This window comes from Streptomyces sp. NPDC056144 (assembly GCF_042264145.1).
Lineage (GTDB): Bacteria > Actinomycetota > Actinomycetes > Streptomycetales > Streptomycetaceae > Streptomyces.
In genome coordinates, this window is sequence record NZ_JBHJVF010000002.1 from 280,778 (window position 1) to 297,838 (window position 17,061).

A 17,061-nucleotide genomic window follows, 5' to 3' on the forward strand; every position below is an offset into this window, starting at 1 on the left:
GCACCCACGAACAGACCACAGAGACAGCGACCGATAGACGGGCACCACGTCAGCGGGACGGGCGGGCCGGCCCGGTCGCGGCCGGTACGCATCCGTCCCCGCCGGCACCGCCCACGCCTACGGCAAGGCAGTCGTCCAGCACCCGCCCAGCCGGGCGCCAGGCCTCCTGCGGGGCCTGCCCGAGGCCAACCCGGACTACGTCCTGCTCGACGGGACGCTCGCCAAATGCGACCGGGCCGACGACAGCCGGGCCGACTTCTCGCAGAAGCACCCACCATCACTGCGTGAACATTCAGGTCAAGACCGACCCCGCGGGCCACCGGCCGTCGCCAGGCCCGCGACACAGAACGTGCCACCCGACGACTTCGACCTGGCTGTCGAAGAGCAGTTGGGCCGCTATGGGACGTCCGTCTTGGGACGGTTCCCCCGGAACCAGGCCATCATTCGGGGGTCCGACTACAGTCCGCATCCGCCCACTGTTCTGGATCCCGAGACCGACGAGCCCACGCACGCCGAGATGACTGCGGCGGCGCACGCGCTCGCTGATCGCCTCTGGCCGCATATCTCCTCCCTGGGAACAGACTGGCGGGCTCGCCGTGCGCCCTCATGAGGGACCCCGACGGTGAACCCTCCAGGTCCGACAGCGCGACCGCCCTCGGCGCCTGTCGGACGCAGGTGTGATGATCCGTCCCATGGCTACCTGGCTGGATCACACCGACTTCGCCCGATACGCGCTCATCCCGGAGGAACTCCTTCCGACATGGGAGGGGACCGAAGCGGACGACGTGATAGACGAGTACGTCTCGGCCTTCCGGCTGGCAGGCCACGACGTCCTGCCGCTCGGCGCCGAGCCGCTCGCCATCACCTGGCTCGCAGAGCCGCTCGTCTTCGCCCGCTGGTACGCGGCAGACAGCGACACGGCCCTGCTGTCCGCCGTCAACGCCGCCATGACGGCCGACAACTGGGAGGATGTCCTCTCGCTCGAACTCGGCGGACACTACGTCCTGACCGACGCCGCCTACGAGGCAGACAGGATCCTCAGCTCCCTGCGGAACACGCAGAAGCCGGAGGCACTTCACGTCGAACTGCCACCGGGCCGCTATCGCGTCCAGTCACTGACCGTGGAACCGGACCCTCACACACAGTTCATGCTGCAACGACTGCTGCCTGAATAGTCCGAGATCGCGCCCGTCATGCGGCGCTCCCCCGCGCGGAGCGCCGGGACCCGGACCACCACCGCTCCCACCACGCGGCGGAGCGCGAGCACACCGGCCCCGCGGCGCGAGGAAGCCGCACCTGCTCCTCGCTACCCGGTGACGGCTCTGGCCGAGTCGTCCCGCCGCCGCATCCAGAACGAACTGGCCCAGATCCAGGAGTTCCTGGGGCGGCAGGAGCCCCTGGACAACGCCGCCGACAACCGGCGCCACTGGGAGAAGCGGTGCGCCCAGCTCAAGGAGCGCGCCACCTTCCTGGAGAGCGTCCTCAGGGTGGTGCCCTCCACGTCCCGCTCGACCGGTACGCGGATGGTCGCTCCCGGTCGGCTGGTCGGCCTGTCCATCGGTGCGTCCACGGAGGTCGAGGAGTACGAGATCACCTCCCAGCACCCGGCGCAGAAAGGCGGCGCGGTGCTCAGCCCCTCCTCCCCCTCGCCGCGGCGCTGTTGTGGTCCACGATCGGCACCCCGGTCGCGTACGAGGACGGCTCGGGCAGGCGGCGCACCGTCCGCATCCGGCATGTTCGCGACTGAGCGAACGCCGGATCCGGACGGGATGCGGGGGGGGACGAGGGGCTACGTCACGTCGCCGCCCGTTCCGCCGGCCGACCCGATTCCGTGAGGATGGCCGAGAGCAGCTCGGCCAGGTCCGGTGGGAGGGGCGGGCCCGGAAGTGCCGAGACTTCCGGGAGCGCGGACCAGCGTGCGCCCTCGACGGGTGGGCCTGGCCGGTTCGGCCTGAGCGCGAAGAAGGTCTCCTCCCGTCGGGTCACCTCGCCCGCCACGACGGCGGAGAGCGTCCGCTGCCCCAGTGGTCGCGGTTCCTCCGACGCATGCAGGGCCAGCCGCGTCCGTAGCGCGTCCGCCGCGCGCTCGGCGCTGTGCTTCGGATCGCGTCGCATGCCCGGCAGGCTCCACACCGGGGCGGCCCCTGGTCGCTCCTCTTCGACCAGGAGCACGCGGCCGTCGTCTCCGACCGCGACGAGACGGATCCAGTGTTCCGTCGGCCTGCGCGGGATGATCATCCGGACCACGCAGGGGTCGGCGTGCTCGCGGGTCCACCGGGCGCCGCCGGCAGCGGTGCGCGCCGGGACGCGGCGACGAAGGCCTCGAAGAGCGCGTCGTCACCGGATATCTCCGGATGCCACTGCACCCCGAGGACGAAACGTTTGGCCGCGTCCTCGACCGCCTCGGGCAGCCCGTCGTCGCTGCGACCTGTCACGCGCAGGCGGCCGGGGTCGGCGACACCCTGGTGGTGATGGGAGTTGACCCTGGCGGAGGAGCCGTACACCGCGGCGGCCCGGGTGCCCGCGGTGAAGGTCACCTCGTGCTCGCCGAGGACACCTTCCTGTGGCAGGTGGCCGGAATGGCCGAGGACGTCCGGCAAGTGCTGGTGCAGTGTGCCTCCGTACGCGAGGACGAGCAGTTGCAGCCCCCGGCACACGCCGAGCACGGGGAGGTCCCGCTCCAGCGCCGCGCGCAGGAGCAGCAGCTCACCGGCGTCCCGGTCAGGGCGGGGGCGGTCGGTGGAGGGGTGGGGGGCCTGGCCGAAGAGTGCCGGGTCGATGTCCGCGCCACCGGGCAGGAGGAGTCCGTCCAGTCGGTCCAGGACGTCCGCGTCCCGGTCGTCCGGGGGCAGTACGACGGCCCGCCCGCCGGCTTCGACGACCCCGCGCACGAAGGACTGCTGGATGACCGTGGCATCGGTGTCCCAGATGTTCCAGCGGGCCTGCTCGCGGTAGCCCGCGATGCCGATGACCGGGCGGCCGCTCATGCCACCTCCACGGCATTTGACTCCGCCCCGCGCGCACCGCGCAGGGATCCGGTGGCGAGTGCCAGGGCCGTACGCCACAGCGGCGAGGACTCGTCCAGGCGGGCGCCGAATCGGGGACGGCGGCGTAACAGGGCTATGCGGGCGGCCAGTTCTTCCGACGGGGCCTCCTGCCGTACGGCGGTGGCGAACACGTCGGCCAGCTCGTCGAAGTCGGTTCCCGAAAGCCCGTGGTAGGTGGGTTCGTTGAGGCCTATGCGGACGCCCTGTCCGGTGAAACCGGGCAGTCCGTCCAGGAAGTTGACCTTGATCCCGGCGGCGGCGAGACGGTCGGCGGCCGTCTTCGGGGCGATCCCGTCGGCCTCGGTGTCGAGCCAGAGCTGGTGGCCCGCCGAGTAGCCCCGGTCGGCTGCCACGACGGTCAGCCCGCGCTCGGTGAGCAGTCGGCCGAACTCCTTGGTGTTGGCCACCACGGCACGGGCGTACTCGATCCCGCCGAAGTCACGGAACTCCAGCAGGGCGATGCCGAGGCTGATCGTGGCGGCGAAGTGATGGCTGCTGATCAGGTAGTCCTGGGCGTCCCGGATCCGCTTCTCGATGTCCGGGTCCCGGGTGAGCAGCACCGCCTTCTGCGGGCCGGGGAACGTCTTGTGCGTCGAGCCGCCGAAGCTGTCCGCGCCCTCGTCGAGCGGGTTGGGGAAGACGCCCGCGAGGATCAGCCCGAACCAGTGGCTGGCGTCCACGTGCACCAGTGTCTCCGGCGAGGCGGCCCGCACGGTCTCGACGAGGCTGCGTACGTCGAGCGGGAAGAGGCAGTGCGACTGGTCGACGTAGACCAGGGCGGGCCGGGTCCGGCTCAGCAGCCGGGCCGCGTGGTCGAGGTCCAGGCCGTGGGGATCGGGGCCGCGGAGATACTCGACGTTCAGGCCGAGCCGCTGGGCCACGCTGGGGGTGGCGTAGTGTCCGCCGTTCTCGGGAGCGATGGTCGCCACCGTCGAGCCCGGCTCACCGCCGAGCGTGCCGAGCGCCAGCGTCATGGCGTTGAGCCCGCTGAGCGGCTTGGTCGAGACGTAGTCGGCCCGGCCGAGCTCCTCCAGCAGGGGTACGGTCAGTGCCGTCTCCAGGGATCGCAGCCGCTGGGCGCCGCGGAAGTGCCAACGGGTGTCTTCCCCGGTCTCGTTGAAGAAGTAGCGGTGGTACGGGTCGAGGATGAGCGGGAGCTTCGCGAGGCCGGACGTCGCGTTCTCGGAGGGCACCATGCTGAGCGTGCGTCCGGCGTCCTCCTCGTGCTCGGCGAGAAGGCGCAGGACGTCGTCCAGCGTCAGGGCGGATTCGGGCACTTGTTTCCCTTTTCCTTCCGGTGGGACGGGGTTCTCTGCTTCTGGTGGTCGGTCGGTCAGCCGGAGGCCAGTGAGACGCGCAGCTCCGCCAGCTCGGCGCTGGTGGGGGCGGTGATCCGCAGCCCCGAAACGCGTCCGGGGCGGGTGCCGTCGAAGGCGCGGACGACCACTCCGTGGTCCAGGAAGTACCGCTGTGCCTCGATCGGGTCGTCGGTCGCGACGAACCGGTAGTGGATCGGTACGCCGCGCACGACCCCGGCGAACCGCTCGGCGAGGATCTCCTCCAACTCGGCGGAGTCCCTCAGGAGGTCGGCGCGGGTGCGTTCCACCCAGGCGGTGTCACCGAGTGCGGCGGTGGCCAGAACGCTGTCGATGTGCGACAGCGTCCAGTTGAGCTTGCGTTCCCGCACCCGCGCGGCGATGTCCTGGTTCCGCGTCCACAAGGCGCCGGTGCGGGTGCCGGCTATGCCGAACAGCTTGTTCGGCGATCGGAGGGTCACCACGTTGGGCAGGCCGCTCCGCACCATGGACAGTTCCCGGTGCTCGGGGATGAACTCGATGTAGGCCTCGTCCACGATGAGGACGGACTGCGGATGGGCGCGGGCCAGTGCCTCCAGGTCGGTGCGGTGCAGATAGAGGCCGAGCGGGTTGTTCGGGTTGGACAGGAAGACGTACGGGTGGGTGGCGAGCGCGCGGCCGACGCGTTCCAGGCGGGTGGCGACGGTCTCCGTGACGCCGGGTGGCGGGTCCAGATGCGTCGGGAACCAGCGGATGGTGTCCGTGTAGTCGGGGGTGACGACGGCGACCTTCTCGGCCGGCAGCAGCTGGGCGAGGACGCGGATGAACTCGGTGATCCCGCGCCCCGGGATCAGCTCCCCGGGGTCCGCCCCCATGAAGGTCGCGTACGCCTCGGTGAACGTCTCCTCGGAACCGTAGGGATGGGCCAGGATCTGCTTGGGATCGATCCCGCGCAGGGCATTCGCGACCGACGGCGGCGGGCCGTAGCGGTTGACGCAGGTTCCCAGGTCCAGATAGGGACCGGCGGGGAGCCCGCGGAGATCTCCGCCCTGTGAATCCAGCAAGGTCTGCATGTGGTGCTCTCCTCAGACGGGGGGCGTGGGGATGGGGGGCGTGGGGACCGGGGGTGTGGGGACGGGGGGCGTGAGGTCGGCGGACGCGGTGCGGCGGTACCGCGCCCAGAGCAGGGCGAGAGCGACCAGGGTGAAGGCGACCATGCCTCTGATGAACACCCGGTAGCCGAAGACCGAGCCGCCGATGCCCATGAGCATCGAGCCGACCGGAATGGTGGAGAACACGGTCAGCCGCCTCAGGCTGAACACACGGACCCGGATCGCCGCGGGGGTGAGCCGCAGCCACAGGGCTCCGCCGACGGCGACGAGGATGGAGAACAGTCCCCCGGTGACCGCCATCGCCAGGACGACCGTGGCGGGCCACGGCGCGATCGTGGTGACCAGCAGCACCAGCAGGATGAGCGCGAAGGCGATCGAGGCCAGCCGGAGGCTCGCCCGGGCGCCGGCCGGCGGTGGAACGCGGACCAGCACCAGGCAGCCGACCAGCATGCCGACGCCGTAGGCCGAGGACGCCGTGCTGTAGAGCGCCGCCTGGGCGCTTGTGGAGAGGCCGTACTCGGCGTTGAAGGCCGGCAGGACCGCGGAGAAGGGGAAGACGATCAGGTTGCCGAGGGCTCCGAAGAAGACGAGGAACACCAGTTCCGGGTGGCTGCGGATCAGCCGGAGGGATCCGGCCGCGTCCCGCCACACGCCCCGCAGCAGCGACACCGGACTTCCCCGGGTGCCTGAGTCCGGCCGGTCCGGCACAGACTTCGGTACGGGCTTCGGTACGAGCTTCGGTACGGGCTTCGGTACGGCTTTCCTTACGGGTGTCGCGGCCACCGCCTTCGCGAGGAGCGGTACGGCCGCCAGGGCGAGCAGTGTGCACACCAGCGCGACCAGGGAGACCCACCGCAGACTCCCGTAGGCGAGCAGCGCTCCGGCCGCCAGAGGGGCCAGGACACGCGCGACTTGAGGGTGGATCTGAGTGAGCAGGGCCGTGCGGGCCGCGGGCCAGGAGGGCGGGGCCAGATCGGCCCCGATGTTCTCGACCGCGGCCATGTAGATCTGCTGGAGGGAGTAGACGAGCACGTAGCACAGTCCGCCGACCGTCACGGCGAAGGTGCCGCCCGGACTCAGCCCGAACAGGTACAGCAGGGCGAGCAGGGGGGCCGCCAGCACCAGCAGGACGGTGACGACGGTGCGGCGGCGGTCCGCGGAGTCGATGACCCCGGCCAGCAGCAGGACGCTGATGAGGGAGACGGCACTGGCGAGGGCGACGACGACACCCAGGTGCGCTCCGCCGTCCGGCGCCCGGCTGATCCACCAGCTCAGTCCGAAGACCGCGAGCCCGGTGCCGATGACCGCCACCACACTGGGCACCCACACGCCGACGAACGGGCGGGCGTCGAGGGACCGTCGGAGGACGGCCGGATCGGCGGGCGACGCGGGCGGGGCATCGGCCTTCTCTCGTGGCGCGCTCACGGGACCTTCGATTCCCTGGGCCCGGGCAGGATCCCGAGGTCGCCGACGGTCGCCGCGACGAGCTGGGCGAAGCGGATCAGCAGGGGCTCGCTGCCGGCCGGTCCGATCGCCTGAAGAGGCACGGGAGTGCGCGGTTCCGGTGTCACCGCGACGGGGAAGGTGATCGCGGGGAGCCCCGCGAAGCTCGCCACCGGGGAGAAGCCGAGCCGCTCGTCGAAGTCGTGTTCGTCCGCGTGCGGGATGGTCGAGGCGGACGCGGAGGATTCCTGCGGGGCCCGGGGCAGCCGGGGATCCACCGGCAGGAGCCACAGATCCACCCCCTGTTCGGCGAAGAGCGCCGGAACACCCGCTCGGGTGACCCGCAGCTCGCCGAGGATCTCCGCGTAGCGTGCGTCCCCGATCCCGGCGCCGGCCTCCAGTGCCCGTAGGGTCGAGTCGGCCAGGGTGTCGTCGAGCCGCCCGCGGACGGCCCGGTAGCCGTCCCAGGCGGTCCGCGCGCACAGCTCGTACGTCGTCGCCCGGTGCCCCCACAACCCGCCCAGCCGGACCGGGACCACCGAGTGGCCGGCCTCGCTCAGCGCCGTACGCAGGCGGTCGTACCCGGAGCGGATCTCGGGCGCGAGCGCACTGTCCAGGGCCTCGGCCACGACACCGATCCGCAGCCTCGCCGGCTCCCGCGAGCCGTCCTGCGCCGAGCCGAGGCCGCCGAGGCCCGTGCGGTTCCAGAAGTACGCGAGGTCGTCGGCGGTCCTGGCCAGCCAGCCCGGCGCGTCCAGCGGCGGGGAGAGCGGGAACACGCCGTCGAGCAGGCGTGGGTCGTGGGTCAGCCGCAGCCCGACGACCCCGCAGGCCGCGGCCGGATACCGCACGGAGGCGACGGTGTCGGTGCCAAGCGCGAGGTCACAGATGTGCGCGGCGACGGCCACGGCGCTTCCCGTGCTCGAACCCGAAGGATCGACGGACGGGAAGAGAGGGTTCGCGCAACCGTGGTCCTGGCCGATGCCCAGTTCCGGCGTCACGAGCTTGGCGACCACCGAAGCCCCGCGCAGCGCTCGCAGGGGAGCGGCGGAACGCGTGGCGTGGTGCCGGTAGCGGCGCAGCCCCAGCCGGGTGGCGAAGCCGGCCACGTCCACGATGTCCTTGACCCCGACCCGCAGCTCGTGGCCCGTCGCCGGTGCCGCCCGCAGCTCGGTCGTGGCCCGGTACGCCTCGTCGGCTGCCACGGCCCACCGATGCGCCTCGGCTCGCCAGGCGACCGGGTTGAGCTCTCCCGTGGCGAGCGCCCGGGCTCGCTCGGCCAGGGAGAGCCGCAGCCCCTCCGGGGGCTCGCCGGGTGCCCCGGCGGGCACGGCCGTGCTCGCCGGGGCCGACGTGGTCAACGCCCACGCTCCGCACCGCCGTTGACCTGGACGATCTGTCCGGTGACATGGCCGGATTCCGGGGATGCCAGCCAGTGCACCGTCTCGGCGACGTCCTTCGGGGTGCCCGCCCGGCCGTTGGACGTCTGGCCGATCAGGGTCCGCTCACGCTCCGCCGACAGGGCGCCGTGGAAGAACTCCGTCTCGGCGATGTAGCCCGGCGCCACGACGTTCACGGTGATGCCCTGTCCGCCGAGCGCGGCGGCGAGATCGTACGCGTACGGGTGGAGCGCGGCCTTGGCCCCGCCGTAGGAACCGGAGCCCGAACCGCGGTAGGCGGCGATCGAGCTGAGCAGCACCACCCGGCCGCCCGGCGAGACGAGCAGGTCGCGAAGGGCCTCGGTGAGCAGGACGGCGGTGAGGACGTTGGCGCGGAAGTTGCCCGTCCAGTGCGCGGCGGCCTGGGCGACCGGGCTGCCCTCGGCCGGCGGGGCGCTCAGCGTCGTGTTGCCGCCGGCGCTGTGCACGAGGACGTCGACGCGGCCGTGCTCCCGGCCCAGGATTTCCCGGACCCGTTCGGCCTCGGCGGGCTCGGCGAGGTCCGCGGCCAGCGGCACCACCTTGGCGGCGGCCCCGCCAGCGGTGATCTCCGCCGCCGTGCGTTCGAGTACGTCGGCCCGGCGGCCGAGGATCACGACCTCGTCCCCGTCCCGGGCGAACCTTTCGGCGACGGCCCGGCCGATGCCGGTTCCGCCTCCGCTGACCACGATCAGTCGTGCCATCTGACTCTCTCCGTGTGTTTCAGGGGTGGGTGTCCACGGTGCCGCCGGTGCGTCAGCCCCGGCCGCCGGCGGGCGGAGCGGGTGCGGCGCCCTTCTGCTCCGCGTGGACGACGAGCGGCGTCTTCTGTGTCTGGGCGCTGGTCACGAGTTCGTCCACGACCCGGACGGCGAGGCGGTCCGGGGAGGAACCGACGGCGAAGCCGAGCTTGTAGACCTGGGTGACGACACGCTGGTGGACGAGGCGTTCGATGTCCTCGTGCGAGGTGCCCGGCTCGACCAGGAGCCGCACCTCCATCCGCTCCGTCGGCTGGCCGTGCCGGAACAACACCAACTGCACGTCGCGGACACCGGTTACGGCGCGTGCCACCTCGGTGACGTCCGTCGGCAGCAGCAGGATGCTGGAGAACTTCAGCTGGGGATCGTCCCGGCCGAGGATCTGGAGCGCGCGGTCGGGACGCCCGCACGGGCAGTCGACGAACCTCCCCAGGTCGCCGATCCGGTAGCGCAGGATGGGATTGACGCACTCCGGGTGGGTGTTGGTGACCAGGACGACCCCGTCCTCGATCTCCACGTGCTGGTACGGCACCACATGGAAGGTGTCGGTGGGGCAGCCGGGCTCGTTGACCCCGATCACCCAGCTCTCCGTCGAGCCGTACACGCCGTACAGCCTTCCGTCGGGCATCAGCCGACTCGTGATCTCGGCGGCACGCTTGCTGTAGCCCTCGCCGGTCCACAGCAGCTTGCGGAAGGTGGGCTGGGGCCGGCCCGTCGCTTCGCAGAACTCCAGGATCCGGGCGATCTGGCTCGGGGTCGCGTCCAGGGCGGTCGCGCCCAGCTGGTCCACGAAGTCCAGCCAGTCCGCGAGTTCGTCGTTGCCGACCGCGCCCAGGGGGATGGTGACGGCACCGGCATGGTGGGCGACGGCATTGAAGAAGTTGTGCGACGACCACATCCTGCCGGGCGTGTTGAAGTTGACGAGGATGTCGTCGGGCGCGAGCGGCTGCCAGTCCCGGGTGATGTCCTCGACGAACATGCCGGTCGGCACCAGGCTCAGCCGTGGCGTGCCGGTCGTTCCGCCGCTGCCGTACACGTACGCGCCGTGCGGCCGCGACCGGGCCACCCGGATCACCCCGGCGAGGGCGTCGGCCAGCGTCTCCTTCGTCAGTACGGGGAGGTCCGCGAGCGTCAGGGAGTCCAGGTCGAGGAACTTCTCGTAGACCGGGCGCAGTTCCGGTATGTCCACGACTCTGGCGAGGACGTCCCGTAGCGTCGCTGCGGGTAGTTGGGGGGCGGAGAGTGTCATCGGGTCCCTCTCGGAAGGGCTCGTGGCGGTGAGTCGGCGCCGCGTCGGGCACCGCTGTCGTGGACGGCGCGCGGTGCCTGCCAGGCGGGCAGCAGCAGGTTCGCGGCGTCCTCGACTGCCTGCCGCTCCTGGAGTCCGCCGCGGATGTGCACCTCGTACCACTCGCCGCGCACCGGATCGTCGACGAGGAGGCAGACGGGTGCGGCGCCGGGCACGGCGGTGCGGAGCGTCGCCTCGATGGCGCGCAAGTCGGCTCGTCGGCCGTTGATGTTCACGGTCTTCCCGCCCCGCCCGACCAGCCGGTAGGTGCGGGCGTCGACCGTCTCGACCACGTCGTCCAGGAGGTGCTCCGCGGGAGGGTCGCCCCCCGCCGGCCGGGCGAGTCGCGGGCTGCGCACCGCGAGCAGCGTCCGCCTGCCCGGCACGGGCGCCGCGGCCGGGGATCCGGCCAGGGATCCGGCCAGGGACACGTCCGGGGCGAGCGTCCAGTCCTCCCGCTCGTCCGTACGCCACCCGACCATGCCGGTCTCGGTGGAGCCGTGCACCTCGAACAGTCCCACCCCGGGATGCCGTCGCCGGACCCGGTGGGCGGCTTCCGGCAGCGGTCCGGTGCTGTGCGTGACCGTCAGTCGCTCGTGGCGGGCGAGTTCCGCCGGAGCCCTGTCGAAGCGCCACCACGACGACGGTACGGCGACGACCAGGAGCCGTCCGGCCTCGCGGGGAAGCGGGTCGACCGTGTGCGCGTAGTGCGCGGGACGGCCCAGCAGCGCGGGCAACAGGGCGCCGAACAGCATCCCGTACAGGTGGTGCAGCGGTGCGTGCACCACCAGCGCGTCCGGTTCGGAGCCGGCGAGTGACCTGGCCAACTGGACGGTTTCGTCGACGAGCTGCTCGCGCGTGCGAAGCCATACGGTCGGTGGTCCGGTCGAACCCGAGGTCGCGAAGGGCACTTCGGCCGGCAGCAGGGCGAGCAGATCGCCGGGGGTGGCGACCCGCAGCCGCGACCAGTCGACCACCGCGCCGACCGGTGTCTTCCGATCGGAGAGCACCGCGTCGAGGCATTCCCGCGGGTCCACGCGCGCGGATGGCGAGGAGTGGCGGGCCGCGGGGTGCTCGACGGTAGGCGTATCGGACGGGGAAGCCATCAGAATCCGCTCTCCAGGACCGAGACCGCCGCCCGTTTGCGACGCACCAGGCCGACGATCGACGTGACGCTGTCGAAGGTCACCCGCAGGTCGTCCTCGACGAGATCGATGGAGATCCCGGTGCGCTGCTCGACGACGGCCACGGAGTCGATCACGGCGAGGCTGTCGTAGTGCTCGTGCAGGACGCTGAGCGGCCGGTCGTCCTCGGCCGGGTCGAGGGTCACCCGCAGGATCTCCCCGACCGCCGCCCGGACCTCCGCGCGCAGCACCTCTTCGGTGTCAGTCACGGACCGCTCCCCCGGTCGTCGCCACGAGGGCCGCGCCGGTGAGATGCAGCCGCGGATCCACGAGGTCGAACTGGACGAAGACACGCTCGGGCGCGATGCGCGGCCCCAGTTCGCGTACGACGCGCAGCGCGAACTCCTCTCGGAAGACCTCGGTCCGCGACCGGTCCACGGTGAGGCGGACGAACGCGAAGTCCGGGGTGAGGGGGAAGGGACCGCTGAACAGTTCACCGTCCCGTGGATGGCTGAACCGGGTGATGACGTGGTTGATGTCCACGTCCTGGGTGCGCAGCCAGAGGCTGATGTTCTTGGTGAAGCTCTTCCGCAGAGCGGGATCGTCCACGGAGGTGTCGACCGTGATGGTGGGCATGACCGTCCTTGGGAGTGAGCGCGGTCGCTCACAGGTTGAGTGCGGGGAGCGGGGCACCGCTGGTGAGGAGCGTGCCGAGGGCCGTGGCGAGCGGGCCGCCGCCGCGACCGCCGAGCGGGCTCCAGGCGTAGGACCCGTCGGGGAACCGCAGGCGGTCCAGGAAGCGCTCCAGCGGCGGACGATCCACGGGGAGTCGGAGCGTCTGAAGGGTCAGGACGACCTGGTAGGTGGAGACCAGGTCCGGAACGGATCGTGCGGTCGCTCCGTAGCCGCCCAGCCGGGAGGCGTACGGGGCCAGCAGGCGGCCGGCCTCCGTGCGGGGGTCCGGCGTCGGCCGGTCGGGGTCCTCGCCCAGTCGGTGCAGCAGCCGGAGCCCTTGCGCCGTGCTCGCGGCGGTGACCGCGGCGCCCGGCGAGTAGCGGTAGCCGGTCTCGGCCCGGCAGGAGTCGGCGAAGGAGCGCAGCGCGGCTGTGTCCAGCTCGTCCGTGCGGCGGCCGAGGACGGTGAGGATGTCGACGGCCGAGGCGGTGGCCACCAGGTCCGAGGCCCGGCCGTGCCAGTAGCCGAAGCCGCCGTCGCTGTTCTGGAGCAGCCGCAGCCAGGAGGCCAGCCGGTCCGCGTCGAGCTGTTCCCGCCCCGCGGCGGCGAGCGCCGACACGGCCCACAAGGTGCACCGGACCTCCGCGCCGCGCCCCGGCATGTACATCACGCCGCCCTCGTACGACAGATGGGCGGTGTGCAGCCAGCGGACCTGGGCGTCCGACGGCGCTTCCCCGCCCGCCGCCGTCTCGGTGAGCAGCAGTGCGGCGGTGGCCAGGCTGTCCCCGGCGGCGGCGACGGGCCGGTAGGTGAAGCCGCCCTCGGGCAGCTCGCACTGCTTGAGGAAGGCGGCCACGGCGTCCGCGTCGCGCGGGGCGCCGCCGAGGGTCTGCAGCGCGCCGACCGCGCTGAACGCCGCCCATACGTCGGCATCCGGGTAGTCGTCCCAGCGGGTGAAGGAACCGCCGGCGGGTTGCCTGGCGGTGATCCAGTCGACGCAGTCCGCCTCCCTGCCGGGCCGCGCCCCGAGCGCCGCCAGCGCGCGCACGGCACGGAACGTCGCCCACAGGTCGTCGGCCCGGGCCGAGTCGTGGAACACGTACCCGCCCGCCGCCCCTTGGCGCTCGCCCAACCAACCGAGCAGCAGCGGCAGTTCCCACGGAGGGGGTTCGTCGCCGAAGGAGACCTGCCAGGCGGTCGCCGCGTAGTAGCAGGCACGGACGTCCGATTCCCCGGATCCGGGATACCAGCCGAGTCCGCCGTCGGGCCGTTGCAGCGCGGCGAGCCAGGACCGCAGGGCGTCCGGCTCGGGTACCTCCGTGCCGAGGACGTCGGCATGGGTGCGGGCCGCGTAGTAGGTGGCCCACACATCGGCCCGCTGGCCGGGGGTCATCGCGAAGCCACCGGATGCGTCCCGCGTGGTGGCGAGCCACTGTTCGAGTTCCGGCCGGGAGGGGATCGGGGCACCGAGGTCGGAGAGCGCCTGGGTGCAGTAGTAGGTGGCCCAGACGTCCGAGGTCAGGCCCTTCTGCCAGGCGTATCCGCCGTCCTGGTTCCGGGCGGCGAGCAGAAATCGCTCGGTGCCCTCGGGGTCGTTCGGCTTTCCGCCGAGCCAGGTCAGGGTACGGACGGCGGCATAGGTGCACCACAAGTCGGCACCGCCCTGCCGGGCTCCGCCGTCCGATGTCCGCAACGAGTCGAAGGACACTTTTCTACCCCACCCACTGGATGTTGGTGCGTTTCCAGTTCTTCTGGCTGCCACCGGCCTTGCTCAGCTGGGGAAGCTCTTCCACGGAGGCGACCTGCGTCCATGCGACGCCCCTGTCGGCGAATTCCTTCCGGAGCGTCTCGTGGAGGTCCTCCGGATCACCGCGGAAATCCACGTCCCTTTCCACGACAAGGCGCGCGGAGACGCCGTCGGGACGCTTGAGCTGCACCAGATAGCCGGTCACACCGGCAGTGGAGTAGACGACCTCCTCGATCGCGCCCGCGGACAGCGGAACGCCGCCGACCGTGACGTTCTCCGTGCTCCGGCCGTGGACAGTGACCACCGGCAGGCCCAGTCCGCAGCCGCAGTCCTCGCCGTGGCCGATCGTCACCAGGTCTCCCGTGGCGTATCTGAGCAGCGGGCGGGCGAAGTTGTTGAGGGTGGTCACCACCAGCTCGCCACTGCTGCCCGGCTCGGCCGCTGTCGGGACGCCGCCGTCCAGCACCTCCGCGACATGGCTCTGGAGCAGGAGATGCAGCCGGTCCTGTTCACAGCCGGCGGCGATGGTCCCCGTCTCCGTGCTGCCGTACGACACGTCGATGACCCGCGCGTCCCAGATTTCGGCGAGACGCGCCCGCAGCGACGGGGTGCTCACCTCACCGAGCAGCATCAGGGACTCGACGCCGGCGCGGACCTGGTCGAGTCGTCCGCGTCGCTTCAGCAGACGCGTCCACTGCAGGATCACTCCCGGGGCAGCGAACACGTGTTGGGGCCGGTAACTGTCGAACAACGACTCGAGTCGATCCCAGTCGCAGATGCCCTGGGTGAACGGGTACGCCCGCAACATGGTGCAGCCCAGGTACTCCGCCACGCCGGAGACCAGATCACAGACGGGCGCCACATCGGACGGCAACAGCGCGGCGATCCGGTCACCGGGGTGCAGCACCCGGCCCCAGATCGTGGCGACCGACACGGTGTTCCATATGGAATCCTCCGGCAGCCGCGGAGTCGGGGTCGGGACTCCGGTGGAACCCGAGGTCTCGTAATACTTGTGATAAGGGGCTTCGGTACGCCGAAGAAAGGCCGACGGATCCTTCTTGAGCGCTGCCTTCGGCGTGACCGGAAGGTTCGTCAGAGACTTCTCGGAAACTGCCTGCTGCGCTGTGTAGTAAGGGCTCTGACGTGCCCGCTCCCACAGGTCCTGAAGCTTCCTTTGCTGACTTTCCGAGATCAACTGTGCAGTGAACTCGCCATCGGTCAGACGTAATCGTTCCGCATGCGCCTCGGATAAATGGAACGCTTCCAAAAGGCCGGAGTGAATCATCGTGAAGATTCCCTTCGAGCGGGGTGAAGAATCCCCTGACGAAAAAAACCCTTGCACGAGGCAGCCACCGAGCAAAGGGATCACCGATGGTTGAAACGACAAGCAACGCGTTCTTCACGCCTGCTCAATGATCCACCCGGCAAAATGGGGCATAAGTGAAGCGCGTTGCAGGTGTGTTTCGCCCCCGCCAACGGACGGGTCTCGGACCGAGACGTCCTTGTACTGTCGGCCGGACCTTTCCAGTCCCGCCTCGACCCGACGGACAGCCACACGATGCAGCCGCACCAAGAGACCGCTCACGTTCTTGCCCTGCCCGCACGGCTCACGCCCGCCGATCTCGAACACGCCGCGGACCCGATCGACGTCCACGTCACCCCGCAGGCACGCGCACGGGCCGTCGCCTGCCACGCCTTCCTCACGGAACGCCTCGCATCCGGAGCGGTGGTGTACGGAGCCAGCACCGGCCTCGGACCCCTCGTCGGATACGACGGCCGGGCGCAGCCGGCCGATCAATGCGACAACGTGCTCGCCCACCTCACCTGCGGTCAGGGCGAGGACCTGCCGACCCCCGTCGTCCGCGCCATGCTGCTGGTACGCCTCGCCTCGCTCACCCGTGGCCACTCCGCGGTCACCCCCGAGGTCCTCGACTCCCTCGCCGCAGCCCTGCGAACGGACTTCACACCCGCCGTCCCCCGCCTCGGCTCCGTGGGAGCCAGCGGCGACCTGATCCCCCTCGCCCATGCCGTCCAGGCACTGCGCGGCCGGGGACGCGCCTACGCGGGTACGACACCGATGCCGGCCGCCGCGGCGCTCGCCCAGGCCGGGCTGCGACCCCTGGAACTGGACGGCCGCGATGCCCTCGCCCTGGTCAACGGCACGTCCCTGACAGTGGCCTCGGCGGGGCTGGCCCTCGCCCGGCTGCAGCGGGCGCACACCACCGCACTCCGCCTCACCGCGCTGCTCGCCGATCTGCTCGGCTGCGAGCCCGACTTCGCCTCGCAGGCACTTCTCGACGCCTACGGCCACCCCGATGCCGTACAGGCCGGAGCCACCCTGCGCGGCCTGCTCGCCGGAACCGTACCGACGGGGCAGCGTCCCCTGCAGGAGCCGTACAGCATCCGCTGCGCCCCGCAACTGCTCGGTGCCGTCGGGTCCAGCCTGCGGCACGCCGCGGAGGTGATCGGCTCCGACCTGGGTGGGATCAGCGACAATCCGCTGTGCTTCCCGGAGACCGGGGAGATAGCCCACGGGGGCAACTTCTTCGGGCAGCCCGTCGCGTTCGTGTCCGACCTGCTCACCTTGGCCGCCGTGCAAACCGGCAACCTGGCCGAGCGCCAGCTCGACCTGCTCGTCGATCCCCACCGCAATGGCGGCCTGAATCCCATGCTGGCCGCCGACCCCGGTCGCCAGCACGGAGTGCAGGGGGTGCAGTTGGCGGCCACCGCCGTCGTCGCCCAGATGCGACGCACCGCGACACCCGCGTCGATCCAGAGCCTGCCGACCAACGGACACAACCAGGACATCGTCCCCTTCGGCACCCAGGCGGCACTGAACGCCCTGGAACAGGCCGAGCTGCTGCGGCTCCTCCAGGGTTCACTGGCCCTCGCGCTGCGCCAGGCCGCGTACGTCGGAACCCGCCGCCCCACGTCCCCGGCCTGCGCCGCACTCCTCGACCAGCTGACGGATGTCCTCCCCCCGATCGACCCCGACCGCCCACTCGACGCGGACGTGCGCCGGGCGGCCGATCTGCTCGACAACGTGGCAGCAGGTGGCGTCTGACGTTCCGCTCCGCGCGGCCCGCGGGGCGGTCGCCGCCGTGCTCCCCCAGCTTCAGCGGCGGCCCGTACGCCGGGACGTGGACCGTACGCC

General features: G+C 71.4%; 16 protein-coding genes and 1 pseudogene. 3 read left to right on the forward strand and 14 right to left on the reverse strand.

What is annotated here, in order from left to right; genetic code table 11:
- Positions 1-94: 94 nt before the first annotated feature.
- Both ACFC0Z_RS07815 and ACFC0Z_RS07820 read left to right on the forward strand, forming a co-directional pair.
- Positions 95-317: pseudogene (locus tag ACFC0Z_RS07815) on the forward strand (IS5/IS1182 family transposase); the annotation flags it as partial.
- Positions 318-692: 375 nt separating this feature from the next.
- Entirely contained in the window at positions 693-1,175 is a 483-nt protein-coding gene (locus ACFC0Z_RS07820) for an Imm21 family immunity protein (RefSeq protein ID WP_376433921.1), read from the forward strand.
- A 131-nt stretch (positions 1,176-1,306) separates the two neighbouring features.
- Here the strand turns inward: ACFC0Z_RS07820 and ACFC0Z_RS07825 are convergent, their stop codons facing one another.
- From ACFC0Z_RS07825 to ACFC0Z_RS07890, 14 genes are all read right to left on the reverse strand, one after another.
- A complete protein-coding gene (locus ACFC0Z_RS07825) occupies positions 1,307-1,558 on the reverse strand; it encodes a hypothetical protein (RefSeq protein ID WP_376433923.1) in 252 nt (83 codons plus the stop codon).
- Positions 1,559-1,794: 236 nt separating this feature from the next.
- On the reverse strand, positions 1,795-2,115 hold the full coding sequence (locus tag ACFC0Z_RS07830; protein WP_376433925.1) for a hypothetical protein: 321 nt from the start codon (positions 2,113-2,115) through the stop codon (positions 1,795-1,797).
- Between the two features lie 119 nt (positions 2,116-2,234).
- Positions 2,235-2,987 carry a gamma-glutamyl-gamma-aminobutyrate hydrolase family protein gene (locus ACFC0Z_RS07835; protein ID WP_376433927.1) on the reverse strand — a complete coding sequence of 251 codons (753 nt, stop codon included), beginning with the start codon at positions 2,985-2,987 and terminating at the stop codon, positions 2,235-2,237.
- Positions 2,984-4,324: a hypothetical protein gene (locus ACFC0Z_RS07840; protein WP_376433929.1), complete on the reverse strand. Its 1,341-nt coding sequence runs from the start codon at positions 4,322-4,324 to the stop codon at positions 2,984-2,986. Before ACFC0Z_RS07840 ends, ACFC0Z_RS07835 begins: the two co-directional genes overlap by 4 nt.
- 56 nt (positions 4,325-4,380) lie before the next feature.
- Complete coding sequence (locus tag ACFC0Z_RS07845; protein WP_376433931.1) at positions 4,381-5,415, reverse strand: aminotransferase class I/II-fold pyridoxal phosphate-dependent enzyme; 1,035 nt, start codon at positions 5,413-5,415, stop codon at positions 4,381-4,383.
- 12 nt (positions 5,416-5,427) lie between these two features.
- Positions 5,428-6,879: an MFS transporter gene (locus tag ACFC0Z_RS07850; RefSeq protein WP_376433933.1), complete on the reverse strand. Its 1,452-nt coding sequence runs from the start codon at positions 6,877-6,879 to the stop codon at positions 5,428-5,430.
- Positions 6,876-8,258, reverse strand: a complete 1,383-nt coding sequence (locus ACFC0Z_RS07855) for an amidase family protein (protein ID WP_376433934.1) — start codon at positions 8,256-8,258, stop codon at positions 6,876-6,878. The genes ACFC0Z_RS07850 and ACFC0Z_RS07855 overlap by 4 nt, the downstream gene beginning before the upstream one ends.
- Positions 8,255-9,019: an SDR family NAD(P)-dependent oxidoreductase gene (locus tag ACFC0Z_RS07860; RefSeq protein WP_376433936.1), complete on the reverse strand. Its 765-nt coding sequence runs from the start codon at positions 9,017-9,019 to the stop codon at positions 8,255-8,257. The genes ACFC0Z_RS07855 and ACFC0Z_RS07860 overlap by 4 nt, the downstream gene beginning before the upstream one ends.
- Before the next feature lie 52 nt (positions 9,020-9,071).
- The gene (locus ACFC0Z_RS07865) at positions 9,072-10,322 is read right to left on the reverse strand and encodes a phenylacetate--CoA ligase family protein (protein ID WP_376433938.1); all 1,251 of its coding nucleotides are present in this window, start codon (positions 10,320-10,322) and stop codon (positions 9,072-9,074) included.
- The gene (locus ACFC0Z_RS07870; RefSeq protein WP_376433939.1) at positions 10,319-11,398 is read right to left on the reverse strand and encodes an AMP-binding protein; all 1,080 of its coding nucleotides are present in this window, start codon (positions 11,396-11,398) and stop codon (positions 10,319-10,321) included. Before ACFC0Z_RS07870 ends, ACFC0Z_RS07865 begins: the two co-directional genes overlap by 4 nt.
- A gap of 68 nt (positions 11,399-11,466) precedes the next feature.
- Complete coding sequence (locus ACFC0Z_RS07875) at positions 11,467-11,754, reverse strand: hypothetical protein (RefSeq protein WP_376433941.1); 288 nt, start codon at positions 11,752-11,754, stop codon at positions 11,467-11,469.
- On the reverse strand, positions 11,747-12,121 hold the full coding sequence (locus tag ACFC0Z_RS07880) for a hypothetical protein (RefSeq protein ID WP_376433943.1): 375 nt from the start codon (positions 12,119-12,121) through the stop codon (positions 11,747-11,749). Before ACFC0Z_RS07880 ends, ACFC0Z_RS07875 begins: the two co-directional genes overlap by 8 nt.
- Positions 12,122-12,149: 28 nt before the next feature.
- Positions 12,150-13,868: a prenyltransferase/squalene oxidase repeat-containing protein gene (locus tag ACFC0Z_RS07885; protein ID WP_376433945.1), complete on the reverse strand. Its 1,719-nt coding sequence runs from the start codon at positions 13,866-13,868 to the stop codon at positions 12,150-12,152.
- A 4-nt stretch (positions 13,869-13,872) separates the two neighbouring features.
- On the reverse strand, positions 13,873-15,192 hold the full coding sequence (locus ACFC0Z_RS07890) for a phenylacetate--CoA ligase family protein (protein WP_376433947.1): 1,320 nt from the start codon (positions 15,190-15,192) through the stop codon (positions 13,873-13,875).
- A gap of 273 nt (positions 15,193-15,465) precedes the next feature.
- Here ACFC0Z_RS07890 and hutH point away from each other — a divergent pair, with 273 nt between their 5' ends.
- Positions 15,466-16,971 carry a histidine ammonia-lyase gene (gene hutH / locus ACFC0Z_RS07895; protein WP_376433949.1) on the forward strand — a complete coding sequence of 502 codons (1,506 nt, stop codon included), beginning with the start codon at positions 15,466-15,468 and terminating at the stop codon, positions 16,969-16,971.
- Positions 16,972-17,061: the final 90 nt, after the last annotated feature.

Excerpts from the sequence above, each read along its gene's own strand:
- hutH (WP_376433949.1), top strand. The coding sequence starts at position 15,466 with ATGCAGCCGCACCAAGAGACCGCTCACGTTCTTGCCCTGCCCGCACGG.
- ACFC0Z_RS07880 (WP_376433943.1), bottom strand. The coding sequence starts at position 12,121 with ATGCCCACCATCACGGTCGACACCTCCGTGGACGATCCCGCTCTGCGG.
- ACFC0Z_RS07865 (WP_376433938.1), bottom strand. The coding sequence starts at position 10,322 with ATGACACTCTCCGCCCCCCAACTACCCGCAGCGACGCTACGGGACGTC.
- ACFC0Z_RS07830 (WP_376433925.1), bottom strand. The coding sequence starts at position 2,115 with ATGCGACGCGATCCGAAGCACAGCGCCGAGCGCGCGGCGGACGCGCTA.
- ACFC0Z_RS07825 (WP_376433923.1), bottom strand. The coding sequence starts at position 1,558 with ATGGACAGGCCGACCAGCCGACCGGGAGCGACCATCCGCGTACCGGTC.
- ACFC0Z_RS07890 (WP_376433947.1), bottom strand. The coding sequence starts at position 15,192 with ATGATTCACTCCGGCCTTTTGGAAGCGTTCCATTTATCCGAGGCGCAT.
- ACFC0Z_RS07845 (WP_376433931.1), bottom strand. The coding sequence starts at position 5,415 with ATGCAGACCTTGCTGGATTCACAGGGCGGAGATCTCCGCGGGCTCCCC.
- ACFC0Z_RS07835 (WP_376433927.1), bottom strand. The coding sequence starts at position 2,987 with ATGAGCGGCCGCCCGGTCATCGGCATCGCGGGCTACCGCGAGCAGGCC.
- ACFC0Z_RS07820 (WP_376433921.1), top strand. The coding sequence starts at position 693 with ATGGCTACCTGGCTGGATCACACCGACTTCGCCCGATACGCGCTCATC.
- ACFC0Z_RS07860 (WP_376433936.1), bottom strand. The coding sequence starts at position 9,019 with ATGGCACGACTGATCGTGGTCAGCGGAGGCGGAACCGGCATCGGCCGG.